This window comes from Streptomyces sp. BBFR51 (assembly GCF_044591655.1).
GTDB lineage: Bacteria > Actinomycetota > Actinomycetes > Streptomycetales > Streptomycetaceae > Streptomyces.
Map to the genome: position 1 here is coordinate 7,434,594 of NZ_CP172448.1, position 16,175 is coordinate 7,450,768.

General features: G+C 70.6%; 15 protein-coding genes and 1 pseudogene. 11 read left to right on the forward strand and 5 right to left on the reverse strand.

Annotated elements, in window-relative coordinates; all coding sequences use genetic code 11:
• The first annotated feature begins 274 nt into the window (after positions 1–274).
• From ACGH7X_RS33725 to ACGH7X_RS33750, 6 genes and pseudogenes are all read left to right on the forward strand, one after another.
• A complete protein-coding gene (locus ACGH7X_RS33725) occupies positions 275–1,093 on the forward strand; it encodes a TIGR04255 family protein (RefSeq protein WP_399892605.1) in 819 nt (272 codons plus the stop codon).
• Between the two features lie 89 nt (positions 1,094–1,182).
• Positions 1,183–1,839 (forward strand): hypothetical protein, encoded by a 657-nt coding sequence (locus ACGH7X_RS33730; protein ID WP_399892608.1) that lies wholly within the window; start codon positions 1,183–1,185, stop codon positions 1,837–1,839.
• Positions 1,836–2,777, forward strand: coding sequence for a hypothetical protein (locus tag ACGH7X_RS33735; protein ID WP_399892611.1), 942 nt, complete (start codon positions 1,836–1,838; stop codon positions 2,775–2,777). The genes ACGH7X_RS33730 and ACGH7X_RS33735 overlap by 4 nt, the downstream gene beginning before the upstream one ends.
• 187 nt (positions 2,778–2,964) lie before the next feature.
• Entirely contained in the window at positions 2,965–3,189 is a 225-nt protein-coding gene (locus tag ACGH7X_RS33740; RefSeq protein ID WP_399892614.1) for a hypothetical protein, read from the forward strand.
• 475 nt (positions 3,190–3,664) lie between these two features.
• A pseudogene (locus ACGH7X_RS33745) lies at positions 3,665–3,997 on the forward strand (MBL fold metallo-hydrolase); the annotation flags it as partial.
• Between the two features lie 272 nt (positions 3,998–4,269).
• Positions 4,270–5,478 (forward strand): oxygenase MpaB family protein, encoded by a 1,209-nt coding sequence (locus ACGH7X_RS33750; RefSeq protein ID WP_399892617.1) that lies wholly within the window; start codon positions 4,270–4,272, stop codon positions 5,476–5,478.
• Between the two features lie 28 nt (positions 5,479–5,506).
• Here ACGH7X_RS33750 and ACGH7X_RS33755 read toward each other — a convergent pair whose 3' ends face one another.
• The 4 genes from ACGH7X_RS33755 to ACGH7X_RS33770 form a co-directional block, all read right to left on the reverse strand.
• Complete coding sequence (locus tag ACGH7X_RS33755; protein ID WP_399892620.1) at positions 5,507–6,670, reverse strand: TetR/AcrR family transcriptional regulator; 1,164 nt, start codon at positions 6,668–6,670, stop codon at positions 5,507–5,509.
• A gap of 144 nt (positions 6,671–6,814) precedes the next feature.
• Entirely contained in the window at positions 6,815–7,906 is a 1,092-nt protein-coding gene (locus ACGH7X_RS33760; protein WP_399892623.1) for an NAD(P)-dependent alcohol dehydrogenase, read from the reverse strand.
• Positions 7,903–8,370: a DUF4334 domain-containing protein gene (locus ACGH7X_RS33765; RefSeq protein ID WP_399892626.1), complete on the reverse strand. Its 468-nt coding sequence runs from the start codon at positions 8,368–8,370 to the stop codon at positions 7,903–7,905. The genes ACGH7X_RS33760 and ACGH7X_RS33765 overlap by 4 nt, the downstream gene beginning before the upstream one ends.
• A gap of 22 nt (positions 8,371–8,392) precedes the next feature.
• Positions 8,393–9,064 carry a TetR/AcrR family transcriptional regulator gene (locus ACGH7X_RS33770; protein ID WP_399892629.1) on the reverse strand — a complete coding sequence of 224 codons (672 nt, stop codon included), beginning with the start codon at positions 9,062–9,064 and terminating at the stop codon, positions 8,393–8,395.
• Positions 9,065–9,324: 260 nt separating this feature from the next.
• On the opposite strand from ACGH7X_RS33770, the gene ACGH7X_RS33775 reads away from it, so the two are divergent.
• The 5 genes from ACGH7X_RS33775 to ACGH7X_RS33795 all read left to right on the forward strand — a co-directional run bounded on the left by ACGH7X_RS33775 (position 9,325) and on the right by ACGH7X_RS33795 (position 14,935).
• Positions 9,325–10,488: a CaiB/BaiF CoA transferase family protein gene (locus tag ACGH7X_RS33775; RefSeq protein ID WP_399892632.1), complete on the forward strand. Its 1,164-nt coding sequence runs from the start codon at positions 9,325–9,327 to the stop codon at positions 10,486–10,488.
• The gene (locus ACGH7X_RS33780; protein ID WP_399892635.1) at positions 10,488–11,513 is read left to right on the forward strand and encodes an LLM class F420-dependent oxidoreductase; all 1,026 of its coding nucleotides are present in this window, start codon (positions 10,488–10,490) and stop codon (positions 11,511–11,513) included. The genes ACGH7X_RS33775 and ACGH7X_RS33780 overlap by 1 nt, the downstream gene beginning before the upstream one ends.
• Positions 11,510–12,658: a long-chain specific acyl-CoA dehydrogenase gene (locus ACGH7X_RS33785; protein WP_399892638.1), complete on the forward strand. Its 1,149-nt coding sequence runs from the start codon at positions 11,510–11,512 to the stop codon at positions 12,656–12,658. Before ACGH7X_RS33780 ends, ACGH7X_RS33785 begins: the two co-directional genes overlap by 4 nt.
• A 191-nt stretch (positions 12,659–12,849) precedes the next feature.
• Entirely contained in the window at positions 12,850–13,002 is a 153-nt protein-coding gene (locus ACGH7X_RS33790; RefSeq protein ID WP_399892640.1) for a hypothetical protein, read from the forward strand.
• Positions 13,003–13,099: 97 nt separating this feature from the next.
• On the forward strand, positions 13,100–14,935 hold the full coding sequence (locus ACGH7X_RS33795; protein ID WP_399892643.1) for an AMP-dependent synthetase/ligase: 1,836 nt from the start codon (positions 13,100–13,102) through the stop codon (positions 14,933–14,935).
• 79 nt (positions 14,936–15,014) lie between these two features.
• Here the strand turns inward: ACGH7X_RS33795 and ACGH7X_RS33800 are convergent, their stop codons facing one another.
• Positions 15,015–16,154, reverse strand: a complete 1,140-nt coding sequence (locus ACGH7X_RS33800; protein WP_399892646.1) for an acyl-CoA dehydrogenase family protein — start codon at positions 16,152–16,154, stop codon at positions 15,015–15,017.
• Positions 16,155–16,175: the final 21 nt, after the last annotated feature.

Sequence of the window (16,175 nt, forward strand, 5' to 3'; positions counted from 1 at the left end):
GCCGCACGCGCCGTCTGGCCTGGGAGTGTTGCTGCTGTGGCCTCTCGCCGGAGGAGATGGATGGGCAGACTGGGAGAGCCACTGAGAGAGACGTGTTGCACGAAACGCCAGTGCTCTGTGCGACCCCTGTGAACACGCCGTGCATCCAGACGATTACTACAACGGATGTACGAGATGCACCACAGAAGCATGAAAGCGCTGAACGCCACCCTCGCCGCGAGCCGTGAGTGCCTCTAAAGTGCCACTACGGGCTCACGAATTTCACGGGGGGAACATGACGTCACCTGTCATCCGATGCAGAGACAGAAGGCCGATGCTTCCGGACCCGAACGTTCGCCACCTCAAACGCTCACCGATCGAACTGGTGGTCTTCGAGCTTTTGCTCCCGCCTGGCCTCGAGCCCCTAGGCGCTGCACAGATCCTGGAGCTGAAGGAAGCCGTCGCATCCCACGGGTGGACGGCGACCCGGTTCGAGTCCGCCTTCCGTCGCAACCTGAAACTGAAACTCGAGCCAGGGGAAATGCTCGCGGATGAGGCCAGAGGGTGGACGCTGATCGGGCAAGAGGACCCGCCGGTGACCGCCTCCATCTTCCCCACCGTCGTCAACATCCAGGCCAACAGGTACAGCTCCTGGCGCCACTCGCTCCGGCAGACCTTCGAGGCAGTGATCACTGCCATGCATGAGGTGATGAAGCCACCCGCTGTCCAGCGGATCGGCCTGCGCTATATCAACCGCCTCGTCGACCCTGAGGCACAGAACGCCGATCACTGGCGCGGCAAGGTCGTCGATGAACTCCTGGGCGCGGCGTTGCATCCCGTTCTCGGGCCGGCCCTCGCGGGAAGCCAGCAGCAGTTGGACCTGGCATGGGAGGGGGGTGTCACTGGAGTGATCAGACACGGAGCATTTAGAGACGGCGCCGTGTCGAACTCGTTCAGCTACCTGCTCGACATTGATATCTCCGACGCGAATGGCGGTAATTTCACTCCCGCGCGGGTACTCTCTGTAGTGGACGGACTACAGCTGATGGCCGTGTCTGTGTTCCAGCAGTCTCTGACTGAGCGGTATCTCGAAGTTCTACGGGGGGAGAACTGATGCCTTTGACGTCCCATCTTGCGCGCGGTAAAACTTTGCGGCGCCCGAGGTCAGAACACGAGTCCGCCCTGGTCACACGACGCACCGACGTGGAGATCTCCCGGATCATCGATCCGGTCCTCAGGGACACCCTGATCGCATTCGAGGCACGTCTGAGCGTCGTCGGAGGCCCTTCACTACCGCTGTACTCACGGACAGTCTGGCCCCTTGATGCCGTCATGATCGCGCTCTCTCAGGAACTCCAGCCGTCCCCCCTGCGCTCCACCGGGATGGGCTGGCTGGGCAGCACCCGCACCAGGTCCCGTTCGGTGCAGGTGGTCGTCAGGGTGGTCGCAGAACTGCAGGATCTGCTGGGCTTCACGCAGCAGGAGGTCCTGCAGGCAGCAGGGGTGAGCAAGCGGACCTTCCAGAACTGGCGCAAGGGAAGCGTCGAGCACGTACGGCCGGCCAGCATCGGTCGACTGTGGGAGCTCTACGCGCTGGTCCAGGACCTGACCGAAATCAAGGGCATCAGCGGTCTGCAGCACTGGCTGGCCCAGGACAAGACCCGGAAGAAGGGACTGAGGGAGGGAAGGTTCGACCCCCTCATGCTGCAAGCCTCCGCTCCCGACCCCACGAAGACCTCGGCCCCTCTCATGCGGGTTGAAACGGCAGAGGTGGAAGCGGAACCAAGGATCTTCGTCGATCCGCACGAGATGGACGACCTGGAGATCGACGCCGATGATGTTGTGGAGCCGCCAGAGTGAATCTGGAAGCACTGATCGACAAGGACGAGTGGTCTGAGGACATCGACCAGTCCTTAGATCGGTTCCATCAAGGCCACTTGATCCGCAACATCCCGCTGTTCTACGCGGGCAGCCCCACCGCGCCGATCACCGTCAGCACCAAGCAGGTAGCAGAGGCCGCGAGACGGGCCGGCGGCGACGTCCCCGATCTGAGAGTCATATCCCTGCCCAAGGCGAAGCGCTATCCGTTCGCGGTGATCACATCGGCAACCTGCGACATCGCAGAGGCAGGTACCCCCAAGAACCCCTTCATCCAGGTGGCGCCCGTCTTCGACATCGGTCCCAGTCTCAAAAATGGGGAAGCCAACTTGCTCCGAGCAGGCAGGTACGGGGACTTCGTCTACCTGACGAAACCTCCCAGACCCACCGGTGTCTGGGTGGTCGACCTGCGTGTGGCCTTCCCGGTCGAGAAGGGCGCCCTGCGCGATCGCAAGCCGCTCGAAGGATTTGCCACCGAGGCCGACCGCCTCCGTTTCGCCAGACGCCTGGGCAAGCGCGTCATGCGGCCGGCGCTGGCAGACATCGTGCACACCCAGATCGTTGCCGAACTCGATCGGTGGATCAAGGACGACGAACGGGAGGCCGCGCAGAGCACTCCCAAGGTGCTTCGCGGAGGGCTGGCGCGTTTCGCTGACGTCAAACGGGTAGCCCTTCGTTTCGAAGGCGACCGTCTTGAGCCAGAGTGGGTCCAGGTCGTCGTCTTCCAGGACACTCCGCTGAGCACGCCGGACAAGCTCCATTGGCGGAACTGGCGCAGCAAAACAGAAAAGAAGCTCCGCAAGCACGGCATCCGCCTGCAGCCGGTGGCCTTCACCTCCCTGGCCGAGATGTCAGTCGCTGAGTACGAAGGCCTGGTCGAAGTCGTGGTTTCCGGCCTGGGACGCGAGACGTACTACTGACCACCGGATACGGCGACGGCTCATGACAGGACGCCCCACACCCCCAACCTGCTCAACGGCTCGCGTCCATCGCACCGCGGGCTGGCCACAGTCCACCCCGCCTGGTCAAGGCAACCTGCCGCGAGGAAGCCGCCGGGAGGCCGCTCCCAGTGGGGAGCGCCTGCGGCAGGAGTACCAACGGCGACATTTGCGCATCCGACGAGACCACGAGCTGAACGAGTTGGGACGGCGGCAGGTGCGCGCCCGCGAGACGTTCCTCCGGGAAGAGATTCTCGCCAACCCGGCCACCGCCCGTCTCTACGGGCTGTTGGAGGGGGCGTCGAAGCAGTGGTCCCGACTCGGCGGTCCGCCGTCGGGCACCGACCTTGACGACCTGGTGCGCGAGGTCCAGCAATGGCAAGGACAGCAATGAGTGACTGTCGCCAATTACTCCACGACTTCGTCGCCGGCCTGACCACGGAAGGCGCAAAAAAGAGCTACTCACCCTCCTCGCCGACGCTGTCCGCGCGTTCGGCGACGATCGTACCGCCCATCGCCTCGCCCTCCTCGCGGGCGAAGCGCGGTGAGGAGCGCTGTGCTGCGCTGGGTGCTCGACCCTGTCACCAGCGCGTTGGCTCTACGACTGCGTGTGCGAGAGCGCGGCCTTTTATCCTACGACGCTGGCTGGCGCCTTGCCCGAGTGATGCGGCATCCGGACGAGATGGGCTACCGTCTTCATGGACGCCGCGGCGAAGACACACAGTAGAAATCCGTGTCAACCGCCCAGTTGTAGACGCTCGCCTCACGCGGCGGCTACGCGCCCGCAACAGCCGAGCTGAGTACCTGCGCCCAGCCTCCGAGCACTGCTGAACCAGCGGATACCTGAAGCCTGATAGAGCGTCATGTAGCCGGACATCCACATGACGCCCGAGGAGGGCGTACGCGCCCACCTCGACCTCCAGGGCGGTGCGCCGCACGGCGCCCTGCTGCCGATCCACTGGGGCACCTTCAACCTGGCGCCGCACGCGTGGGCGGAGCCGGGGGAGTGGACGCTGGCCGCGGCCGGCGCGGTCGGGCAGGCGGTCGCGGTGCCGGTGCCCGGTCGGCCCTTCGAGCCCGGCGGCGAGCTGCCCACGCATCCGTGGTGGCGGGACCTGTCCGTGCCGTTGGACCGCGAGTGGCCCGTGCCGAAGGCCGCCCCGGTCGCGCCTCGCGACCTCGGCCTCGTGGGCGAGGGCTGAGCACCGACGAACCCCCGCGTGTGACGTCATCCCGGCCGCAATCCCGGAGGCCGGACACGAGCGGCCCGGCGAGCTTTCGCCGGGCCGCTCGCGTGTGACCGGCCCTCGGCGCGCACGAACCCTCGGTCACCCCCATTGCCCATGGTGACTCGCCTCGCTATGTTAACGAGAAATCACATCACTCGGCAGGGCTCGAAGTGTGGTGGTCGCTCAACTGGCATGCAAGAACGACGCAGAGCATCGTCTGACCCTCAGGGAAGCGGGCTAAGTCAATGGAGAATCTCAGCAGGCGAGGAGTCCTGTCCCTCGGTGTCGCGCTCGGGCTCGTGGGCGTGGCGGACAGCGCGAAGGCGTGGGCGTGGCCAGCGGCCGGCTCGGTGGCCGGCACCGGTGCGGGTGCCGATCCGGAGTACGTCTGGGACAGCGCGACGGACCCTCTGATGGCCGCGCTGATCAAGAACGGCAGCGTCCCGTCGATCAACACCGCGATGGCGGGATGGGTGAACAACGGTGACCCGCTGCCCAGCGGTCTGCCGGCCGGCCTCACCGCGCATCTGCGACAGGTCAACAGGCTGCCCTCCTGGGCCGACCGGGCCAAGCTGACCCGCGCGGCCGACTTCAACCGGCGCAGGGACACCTACCTGTTCATGCTGTACGGCCTCGGCAGCGGAATCATGAGCACCGTGATCCCGCGCGAGGCCAGGAGCGTCTACTGGTCGGCGGGTGGCGCCGACATGCAGGACCGCGCGGCCAAGACGTTCACCTTCGGCTACGACCTGTCCCAGCTGAAGGCCTTCGAGCCGACGGGGCAGTTCGTGGTCACCGCCAACAAGACCCGGCTGGTGCACGCCGCCGTGCGGCACCTGCTGCCCCAGTCGCCGCACTGGACGTCCGGCGCCGACCAGGACATCCCGATCAGCGCCGCCGACATCCTGGTCACCTTCCACAGCCTGGGCACCTACGTGCACACCAAGCTGACGGAGTGGAGGATCCCGTTCTCCGCCGAGGACCAGGAGGCGTTCCTGCATTCCTGGCAGGTCGCCATCCACCTGCTGGGCGTGCCGGACGAGTACATCCCCAAGACCTGGGCGGCCGCGAAGGCGCAGTCGGAGCAGGTGCTCACCCCGATCCTGACCCCGACGACCGAGGGCATCGAACTGGCCGAGGACCTGCTCGGCCTGACCGCGCAGATCGACCTCGGCGTCACCCGCGGGTTCCTGAACGAGTTCGTGCGCTACGTCCTCAGCGACGAGGTCGGCGACTGGCTGGGACTGCGCCGCGACTACGTGGCGGCCGCCCTGGTCCGCACCGCGTGGCCGGCGTACATCAGGTTCCGCGAGGGGCTGTCGCCCGTCATGCCCGGCACCTTCTACATGGTCGACCAGTTCATCCGAGCCCTGGCCATGCTGTTCCTCAACAAGGGCTCCTCCGGGACCACCACCCCCATCACCATCCCCACCGGGAACAGGCCGGCCGGCTGAACGACCCGCCCCCCGCTCCGGTGCGCGCTCACAGACCCAGGGCGCCGACGACCAGGGCGGTCACGGCGTCACGGTGGTCGAGGTCCTCCTGCCATCGCAGGCTGCGCCCGGCCTCGACCACCACCCCGAACCCCGCGTGCACCAGCACCCGCGCCTGCCGCGGGTCCAGTTCCGGACGGGCCAGCCGCAACTGCTGCTCCCAGACGGCGATGTGTTCCCGCTGGGCGAGGACCAGGGGCCGCCGCAGGTCCGTCGGCAGACCGGCCAACTCGGCCTCGGCGACGCTGTTCAGCGCGGTGTACTCGAAGCAGTAGGCCACGTACGTCGCCGCCAGCGCGACGACGGCCTCGCGCGGGCCCGTCACCTCGTGCAGGCTCCGCTCCACCCACTGGGCCAGCAGACCCGCCGCCTGGAGGCAGGCCGCCGCCAGGATGTCGACCTTGCCGGGGTAGTGACGGTAGAGCGCGGACGGGGCCAGCCCCACCTCCCGCGCGATCTGTCCGTTGGTGACGTTGGCGAACCCGTCCCGTGCGAACAGCGGGACGGCGGCCGCGAGGATCTCCGCGCGCCGGGTGCGCGGCGCCGGCTGCGCGGGCAACTCGACCGGGCGGGCGCCCTCGTGGACCGCGGCGGGGTCGGTGGCGGCCACGCGCAGCGCGGACGCCGACAGCAGGGCCTCGGCCCGGCGCGCGGCGATCGAGGTGCGGTGCATCGTGATGGAGCCGATCGCGCCGAGAGCGGCCACCGCCCGCAGGTGCTCGTCGGGCAGCGGGTACTCGCGCCGCACCGCCTCGTCGACCCGCCCGACGAGGTGCCCGAACTTCTCCTTGAGGCGCCGGCGGTCCTCCCGATTGAGGTACCGGGCCTCCCACCGGTACACGCCGCCCGACGTCCGGTGCGCGACGGTGACCCGCGCGAGCGCGGCGAGCACGTCCGTCAGGGGCGCACCGGGCGGCACCTCGTCGAGCGCGGCGACCAGCCCGTCCGCCATGACGTCGGCACATTCGGCGAAGAGCGCGTACTTGTTCGGGAAGTGCCGGTACAGGGCCGCCGCGGTGATACCCACGCCTGCGGCGATCTCCTCCATGGACGCCCGGTGGTAGCCGCGCTCGCTGAAGACCCGGCCCGCCGCCTCGACGATGAGCTGCTTGCGATTGCGGGGCCGGGCGGCCGTGGTCGGATCGGCGGTCACCGGCGAACGGGCGGTTGCGGAGGCGGGACCATGCCGTTCAGTCAATCACACCCGGCCCGGGTGGCCCGGCCCTTCTGCGCCCGCCCCGCGCCGCCTCGCGCCCCCTCGTCCCGCCCCGTCCCGCCCCGCACCGCCCGGCCCGGTTCAGGCGAAGGTGAGGACCGGCTTGACCGCGCTTCCGTCGCGCATGGCGGCCACGGCGGCGCCGATCTCCTCGAAGGGAAACGTGGTGACCAGCCGGTCCACCGGAAAGAGACCGCGCCGGTGCAGGTCGATCAGCTCGGGGATGAAGCGGACCGGATCGGAGTCGCCCTCCATCACCCCGTGGAGGCGAACTCCCTTGGTCATCAGGCGCATCACGTCGAACGTCACCTCACCGCCGAGGCCGAGCAAGGCGAGTTCACCGCGCGGGCGCAGCGCGGCGACGGCACGGTCGAGCATCTCGGGCCGGCCCGTGGTGTCCACGACGTGGTGCGCCCCGCCGTCGGTGACCTCGCGCACCGCCGCGACCAGAGCGTCGTCCGGGGGCAGGGCCGACCGGGCGCCGAGTTCAAGGGCCAGGTCCCGCCGGGAGGCGACCGGGTCGACGGCCACCACCGGGTCGCAGCCCACGGACACCGCGGCCATCAGCGCGCTCAGCCCGACCCCGCCGGCCCCGAGGACCACGAGCGAGGTGCCCGGCTCTGGGCGCAGCCGGTTGAGCACGGTCCCCGCGCCCGTCTGCCCTCCGCAGCCCAGGGGAGCGGTGAGCGTGGCCGGCAGATCGGAGGGCACCTTGACCACGCCGCGTTCGTGGACGACGGCGTACGTCGCGAAGCTGGACTGTCCGAAGAAGCCACCGTGCAACGGGGCGCCGTCGAGGCGGAGCGTGGTGGTGCCGTCGCCGCGCCCGCCGGAGAGGTTGAGGTCCCGCGCCGAGTCGCAGTACGCCGGCTGACCCGCCGCGCACCGCGGGCACGCGCCGCAGCTGGCGAACGTGAGGCAGACGGAGTCCCCGGGCCCGAGACCCGTCACCTCCGCGCCCACCGTCTCGACCCGGCCGGCGCCCTCGTGACCGAAGACCATGGGGGTGAGCCGCCGGGGCCAGCCGGCCTGGATGCCCAGGTCCGTGTGGCACACCCCGACCGCGGTCATCCTGACCAGCACCTCGCGCGGCCGCGGGTCCTCCAGTTCCACCTCCCGGAGCGCGAACGGGGCGCCCGGCTCCCGGGTGACCGCGGCGCGGGCACGCCTCACGCGCGCTCCAGGAAGAAGTAGTAGTAAGGACCCTCGGCGGGCACCCCCTTGCCGTTCATGATGCCCATGAGGGTGCTGTCGTCGACCCGCTTGAAGTGGTCGAGGACCGGCCGGCCGTCGTAGACCATCGTGGCCGTCGGCTCGCCGCGGAACTCCACCGTCCACAGGCTGGCCTCGCCCTTGCCCAGCTCCCGGTTGGAGTACAGCTCGCCCGCCGCATCCCGGCACATCAGCGGCTTGGCGTCGTGCACCGAGGTGAAGGTCTTGCCGTACCAGCCCGCCTTCGCCAGCTCGCCGTTGAGCGGGTGGCCGGTGTCGAACTCGCCGCCCTTCCACTCGCCGAGGATCTCCTCGGGCCGGACGGTGTCCAGTACGGCCCAGACGTCGTCCAGCGCGGCCGCGTCCACCCGGCCCTTCGTCTCGCGCAGCGCCCGGAAGCGGGTACGGGCCTGAAGCGGGTCCATGAGGGGCGTCCTCTCGTCGATGTCATCGGAAGCCGTGCGGAGCCGCCTCCTGGAGGGCGGAGGAACGCACGGGGTGGCCCACGGTGCCCAGGCTCAGCAGGACGTGGCGTTCGGCGACCTCTTCCGCGGTGAGCGGGCCGTCGGGGCGGAACCAGTTGGCGACGCCTTGGCACATGATGAGGACCGCGCGGACGGCGTCGGCCGGGATCGGCGTGGTGAACACGCCCTCGGCCCGGCCCGCTTCGACCGTGTCGAGCAGCATGTGCTCGAGGTAGTCGCGCAGGGCCACGTAGCGGGCCCGGTTGGCGGGCTCCAGGCTGCGTATCTCGGTGTCCAGGAACGCCAGCGACCTGCGGTGGGCCATGTAGAGCACGATCGACTCGACCATGCCGCAGAACCTCGCCAGCGGAGCGGGTCCGGCCTCCGCGGCCGCAGCCCGGCAGCGGTCCAGGACGTCCTTGATGGACGTCTCCAGCAGGGTGGCGAGCAGCGCCTGCTTGTTCTCGTAGTGGTAGTACAGCGCGGGCACGGTGACGCCGACCCGGCCGGCGATGTTCCGGACCGAAGTGCCGTGGTAGCCCTGCTCGTTGAAGGCCTCCATGGCGTGCACCAGGATCGGGGGCAGGTCGAGCGGCCCGTAGGAGCGCCAGAGCTGCGCTGGGGCCGTGGTGTCCTGGCTCGGCTCGGTGCTCAACGGCTCTCCTCGGAACATGCGTCGACGGGCGACATCGTACGGCCGTGCGTCCGGATTCGTTCCTCCCTGGAGCTTAGCGCTCGATAAGTATTCGAGGGACATCAGTTGACGCCCGCTCTTCCGCATCCGTCAAGAGCCGTCGCAACTACCGTTGTTCAAGGCGTTGACCGATCGACCGAGCGCTTCTACGTTCTTAGCGAACGCTCAGTAAGGTCCCGGTCGCGCGGCGGCGAGCCCGCCGTGGCCCGAGAGAGGAACCCATGAGCCACCACCCCCCTGACTCCCCGGGCCGAGGCAGCGCCGGTCCGCTGGACGGCGTGCGTGTGGTCGAACTGGCGGGCATCGGCCCCGGCCCGTTCGCCGCGATGCTGCTCGGGGACCTGGGCGCCGACGTCGTGCGCGTCGACCGCCCCGGGCCCGCGCCGCTCGCCGGCGACCCGGCCCACGACGTGACCAACCGCAACAAACGCTCGGTCCTGGTCGACCTCAAGTCGCCCGAAGGACCGGAGACCGTACGGTCCTTGGCGGCGCGGGCGGAGATCCTGGTGGAGGGATACCGCCCGGGTGTCGCCGAGCGGCTCGGCGTCGGCCCCGAGGAGTGCATGGCCGCCAACCCCGCCCTGGTGTACGGCCGGATGACCGGCTGGGGCCAGCAGGGGCCGCTCGCGCCGCGGGCCGGTCACGACATCGGCTACATCGCCACGGTCGGCGCCCTCTCCATGATCGGCGCGCCGGACGGGCCGCCCGCCGTCCCCGCCAACCTGCTCGGCGACTACGCCGGCGGCTCGCTCTACCTGACGACCGGCGTCCTGGCGGCGCTGCTCACCGCCCGCGCCACCGGCCGCGGCCAGGTGGTGGACGCCGCGATCGTCGACGGCACGGCCCATCTCACCTCGCTCTTCTGGGGCATGCTCGCCGGGGGGACCTGGCGGGACGCCCGCGGGAGCAACCTCCTCGACGGCGGCTGCCCGTACTACCGCCTCTACGAGACCGGTGACGGCGGCTGGATGGCGGTCGGCGCCCTGGAGTCGCAGTTCTACGCCGTGTTCGTCTCCCTGCTGGGCCTGGAAGGCGACGACCTCCCGGACCGCGCCGACCCGCGCAACTGGCCCGAACTGCAAGCCCTGTTCACCGCCCGGTTCAAGACCGCGTCCCGTGCGCGGTGGACGGCCCTCTTCGAGGGCACCGACGCCTGCGTCGCCCCCGTACTCTCGCTGCGGGAGGCGGCGGTCCACCCGCACCTGACCGGCCGCGGCACCTACACCGAGGCGTACGGCGTCACCCAGCCCGCTCCGGCGCCCCGCTTCTCCGCCACTCCCGGCACCCTGCGGCTGCCGCCCGCCGTTCCCGGCGCGCACGCCGCCGCCGTGGCCCGCGACTGGGACCTGCCCCACCTGTCCGAACCCCTGAAGGACGGCCGCTGATGGAACTGTCCTCACCCCTGACGTACACGGGTGACCCGCGCGAGGCCGCGGACCGGGCCGCCGCCCTGGAGTGCGCGGGACTCGACGCGGTCTGGGTGGCCGAGGCCTACGGCTTCGACTCCCCGACGATCATGGGATACCTGGCCGCGAGGACCGAGCGGATGCGGATCGGCTCGGCCGTCCTGAACGTCTACTCGCGCACCCCCGCCCTGATCGCCCAGACCGCCGCCGGACTCGACGCCCTCACCGGCGGCCGGGCCCTCCTCGGCCTCGGCGCCTCGGGACCGCAGGTCGTCGAGGGCTGGCACGGCCGCCGCTACGACCGCCCGCTGGGCCGCACCCGCGAGGTGATCGAGCTGTCGCGGCGGATCTGGCGCCGCGAGGTGATCGAGCACCACGGCATCACCGACCTGCCGCTGCCGCCCGAGAAGGGCGGCACCCTCGGCAAACCCCTCAAGCTGCTCACCCACCCGGTCCGCGACACCATCCCCGTGTACGTCGCCGCGCTCGGCCCGGCCAACGTCCGCATGACGGCCGAACTGGCCGACGGCTGGCTGCCGTTCCTGTACGCGCCGGAACACGCGGCCAAGGTGTGGGGCCCGGCACTGGCCGAGGGCACCGCCCGACGCGACCCCGCGCTCGGACCGCTGTCGGTCGTGGCGGGCGGCCCGCTCGCCATCGGCGACGGCGCCGAGGCCGTCCGCGACCTGATGCGCCCCACTGTCGCCCTCTACGTGGGCGGCATGGGCGCCCCGGGACGGAACTTCTACCACGCCCTGGTCGGCTCATACGGCTACGAGGCCGCCGCGGACACCATCCAGGAGCACTACCTCGCGGGCCGCAAGAAGGACGCGGCGGGCGCCGTGCCCGCCGAACTGCTGGAACGGATCTGCCTGGCCGGCCCGGAGGGCTACGTCCGCGACCGCGTCGAGGCCTTCCGCGAGGCGGGCGTGACGATGCTCAACATCACCCCCACCGGGCCCGATCCCGCCCGGCTGATCGAGCGCGTGAGGAGCTGGCTGTGACATTGAGGCGCGAGCTGTACGGGCCCGACCACGAGGCCTTCCGCGAGACCGTGCGGACCTTCCTGGCCAAAGAGGTGGCCCCGCACCACGAACGGTGGGAGCGAAACGGCGTCGTCGACCGGGCGGTGTGGTGCTCGGCGGGCCGCCAGGGCCTGCTGGGGCCGGCCGTCGGCGAGGAGTACGGCGGCGGCGGGACGGACGACTTCCGTTACAGCGCCGTGCTCATCGAGGAGTTCGCCCGCGCCGGCGCGTCCGGACTGGCCCTGAGCCTGCACAACGACATCGTCGGCCCGTACCTGACGCGGCTCGCCACCGAGGAGCAGAAGCGGCGCTGGCTGCCCGGATTCGTCTCGGGCGACATCGTCACCGCCATCGCCATGACGGAACCGGGCGCCGGGTCCGACCTCCAGGGCGTCCGCACCACCGCCACCGACCAGGGCGACCACTACCTGCTCAACGGCTCGAAGACCTTCATCTCCAACGGCCTCCTCGCCGACCTCGTCGTCGTGGTCGCCCGCACCACACCCGAGGGCGGCAGCGCGGGGCAGAGCCTGCTCGTCGTCGAGCGCGGCACGGAAGGCTTCGAACGCGGCCGCAACCTCGAGAAGATCGGCCAGAAGGCCCAGGACACCGCCGAGCTGTTCTTCAACGACGTACGCGTCCCCAAGGAGAACCTGCTGGGGGAGGAGAACCTGGCCTTCACCTACCTGATGGGCAACCTCGCCCAGGAGCGGCTGGCCATCGCGGTCGGCGCGGCCGCCGCGGCCGAGGAGATCCTCGACGTCACCACGCGGTACGTGAAGGAGCGCGAGGCGTTCGGGCGGCCGCTGGCCACGCTCCAGCACATCCGCTTCGAGATCGCCGAGATGGCCACCGAGGCAGCGGTCACCCGCACCTTCCTCGACCGCTGCGTCAGCGAGCACAACGCGGGCCGGCTCGACGCCGTGCACGCCTCGATGGCCAAGTGGTGGGCCACTGAACTGCAGAAGCGGGTCGTCGACCGCTGCCTGCAACTCCACGGCGGCTACGGCTACATGAGCGAGTACCGGGTGGCACGGGCGTTCCTCGACGGGCGCATCCAGACCATCTACGGCGGCACCACCGAGATCATGAAGGAGATCATCGGCCGCTCCCTCCTCGGTTGAGCCCGCGCCCCGACCGCACGCGCCAAAGTCCGTGCCGCGTCCGCGGCTTGTCACGACCACACTTGGAGGGTCCCCGAGGTGAGCGACGAACCGGAGCGCCAGGACAAGCGCTACGGCCTCGCCACGATCGTCGAGCGCATCTGATCCCCGCACGGTCGCGGCCGCGCAGGACCTCACCGGAGGAGTCAGCCATGGACACCACCACACGGCCCTCCACCATCGCGCCGCGTTCATCGACTCGCTGGACGCCGTCGCGACGCGCCGACCGCCACGGCGAGCGCTTCAGGCTGCCCGCGCCGCTGTCGCGCACGGCCGAGCGGCACGAGACCTTCACGGACTCCTGAGCGGGCCTCTGAACGGACTGCCGAACGGACTGCCGAACGGACTTCTGAACGGACTTCTGACTCCGGACGTTCCCATCCGACCCGCAAGGAGGCTCCGATGACATCAGCGCCCCGCACCACCGGTGAACCGCCCGACACGCCGGCCGAGCGGACCCTGCCGCGGCTGCTGGCCCGCAACGCCCGTGAGTACCCCGGACTGCCCGGCCTCTCCTGGCAGCCGGCGGACGGCGACGGCGAGTGGACGACGCTCACCTGGGCGGAGATCCACGAGCGCACCGAGCACCTGGCCGCCGGCTACGCGGCCCTCGGCGTCGGCCGCGGCGACCACGTGCTCATGATGATGGCCAACCGCCCCGAACACTGGCTGTCCGACCTGGCACTCGTCCGCCTCGGTGCCGTCCCCGTCAGCGTCTACGGCACCGCCGCGCCCGGGCAGATCGCCCACATCGCCCGCAACTGCCGGGCCCGGGTCGCCGTGGTGGAGGGGACGGCGCAGGTGGAGGTGTGGGAGCCGCTGCTGACCGACGCCGACACCCCGCTCGCGCGACTGGTGGTCGCCGAGCCGGGCGCCGAGGGCGGCCACGTCCCGTACGCCGCCCTGCTCCGGGAGCCGGTGCCGGAGCGGTTCGCCAAGGAGTTGGACGCCGCGAGCCCCGAGGACCCGCTGACCGTCGTCTACACCTCCGGCACCACCGGGGAGCCCAAGGGCGTCGTACTGACCCACCGCCAGGTGATGGCCAACGCCCTCGCCCTGGATGCCGTGGTGGAGCTGCCGCCCCACGTCGAGCACATCTGCTACCTGCCGTTCGCCCACATCGCCGAGCGGATGCTGGGCATCTACCTGCCCTGCCACCGGGCCTCGCACGTCCACCTCTGCGCCGACCCCACGGCCGTGGGCACGGTCGTGCGCAAGGTGCGCCCCGCGCAGTTCTTCGGCGTGCCGCGAATCTGGGAGAAGCTCTGCGCCGCCGTACGGGCCGTGCTCTCCCTGATGCCGGCAGAGCAGCGGGAGGTCATCGACGCGGCGTCCGCGGTCGCCCGTGAGCACGTCGGGTACCGCGAGCGGGGGGAGACACCGCCGGCCGATCTGGAGGAGCGCTACGCCCGTGCCCGCGAGGAGGTCCTGCTGCCACTGCTGGCCGCGGGCGGCCTCGACCGGGTGACCTGGGCGGCCAGCGCGTCGGCGCCCATGCCGGTGGACGTCGTGGACTTCTGGGCCGGGTTCGGCATCGTGATCATGGATGCCTGGGGGCTGACCGAGACCACCGGCGTGGCCACCACCAACAGCCCGCGGACCGGCTTCCGGATCGGCTCGGTGGGGCGCCCCGTGGAGTCCGTGGAGGTCAGGCTCGCCGCCGACGGCGAGATCGAGGTACGCGGCGAGTCCGTCTTCTCCGGCTACCTCCAGCCGGACGGATCGGTGCTCTCCGCCCTGGACGCCGACGGGTGGCTGGCCACCGGCGACATCGGCCGGACCGACGAGAACGGATTTCTCTGGCTCACCGACCGCAAGAAGGAGATGATCATCACCTCGACCGGGAAGAACGTCTCGCCGGCCCTGGTGGAGAACACGCTCAAGCAGCACCCGCTGATCGGCCAGGCGCTGGTGCACGGCGACCGGCGCTCCTACCTCGTCGCCCTGCTGGTGCTCGACGCCGAGGCCGCCCCCGCCTGGGTCGCGGCCAACGGCGTCGAGACGGACGGCACCGTCGCCGCGCTGGTGGGTCACCCGGCCGTCAGGGCCGAGGTGGAGCGCGCGGTCGAAGCGGCCAACTCCCGGCTCAACCGCACCGAGCAGGTGAAGCGGTACGAGTTGCTGGCCGAGGAGTGGGGCCCGGCGACCGGCGAGCTGACGCCCTCGCTGAAGATGCGGCGCCGGGTCATCCGGGACAAGTACGCGGACGCGCTGTCCGGCCTCTACGAGGAGGACTGAGCCGGGCCCGCGCGTCGCGCCCGCGGGAAGGCGGCCGCCCACCCCGGCCGGGTGGGCGGCCGCCACGCGCGGAGCCGGTTCAGAGGCCGTACGTCTTGCCGATCACGTCCCGCTGGATCTCGCTGGTCCCGCCGTAGACGGTGGAGACGACCGCGGCCCGCAGATGGCGCTCCATGTCGAACTCGGTGGCGTAGCCGTAGCCGCCCATCATCTGCATGCCCTCCAGGGCGGCCCGCTTGGCGGTCTCGGTGGCCTTCAGTTTCGCCATGGACGCCTCCCGCGGGAACAGCCGGTCCGGTCGCGCGTCGCAGTCCAGGGCCACCTCGCGCACCAGCAGCCGGGTGCACTCGATCTCGGTGGCGAGGTCGGCCACCCGGTGCCGCAGCGCCTGGAAGGAGCCGACGGGCCGCCCGAACTGCTCGCGCTCGCGGACGTAGGCGAGCGCGTCGTCGAAGACGCGGCGCGCCAGGCCCAGCATGTTCGAGGCCAGGAAGAGCCGCTCGTGGTTCAGTCCGGCCATCAACTGCCGCCAGCCGTCGTCCACCTGCCCCACCACCGCGTCGGCGGGCAGCCGCACGTCGGTGAGGAACACGTCGTTGACCTCCCGGCCGCCCATGGTCTCGATGCCCCGCACCTCCACGCCCGGGGTGTCGGCGGGCAGATGGAACATGGTCAGCCCGCCGTGCTTGTCCTCCCCGGTGCGCGCCACCAGCAGAATGCTCTTCGCGTGGTGCGCGCCCGAGATCCAGGTCTTCTGCCCCTCGATCTCCCAGGTGCCGTCCGCCGCCCGCCGGGCCCGGCAGCGCAGTGCGCCGACGTCCGAACCGGCCCCCGGCTCCGACATGGCGATGGACAGGACGTCACCGCGCACCGCGCCGGACAGCACCTCGTGCCGCTGCCGCTCGCTGCCGAACCGTTCGTAGGCCTTCGCGGCGATGACGGTGGTGATGAATCCGCCGGCCGGGACCATGCCGTAGGAGGTCTCCTCCAGGAACAGGCAGGCGTCGGCCAGTCCGCCGCCGGAACCCCCGTACTCCTCGGGCAGGCACACTCCGAGCCAGCCCAGTTCGGCGAGCCTGCCGTACAGCCCGGGGTGGTGGGCCTCGCGGCCGTTGCCGGTCAGCGCGTCCCGCTGCCGGCGGGTGCCGCACTCGCGCTTGGCGAAATCCCTGACGGCCGCGACGAACGCGGACTGTTCTTCGGTGAGACGGCTGCCCATCGGGTCCTCCACATGTCGTGT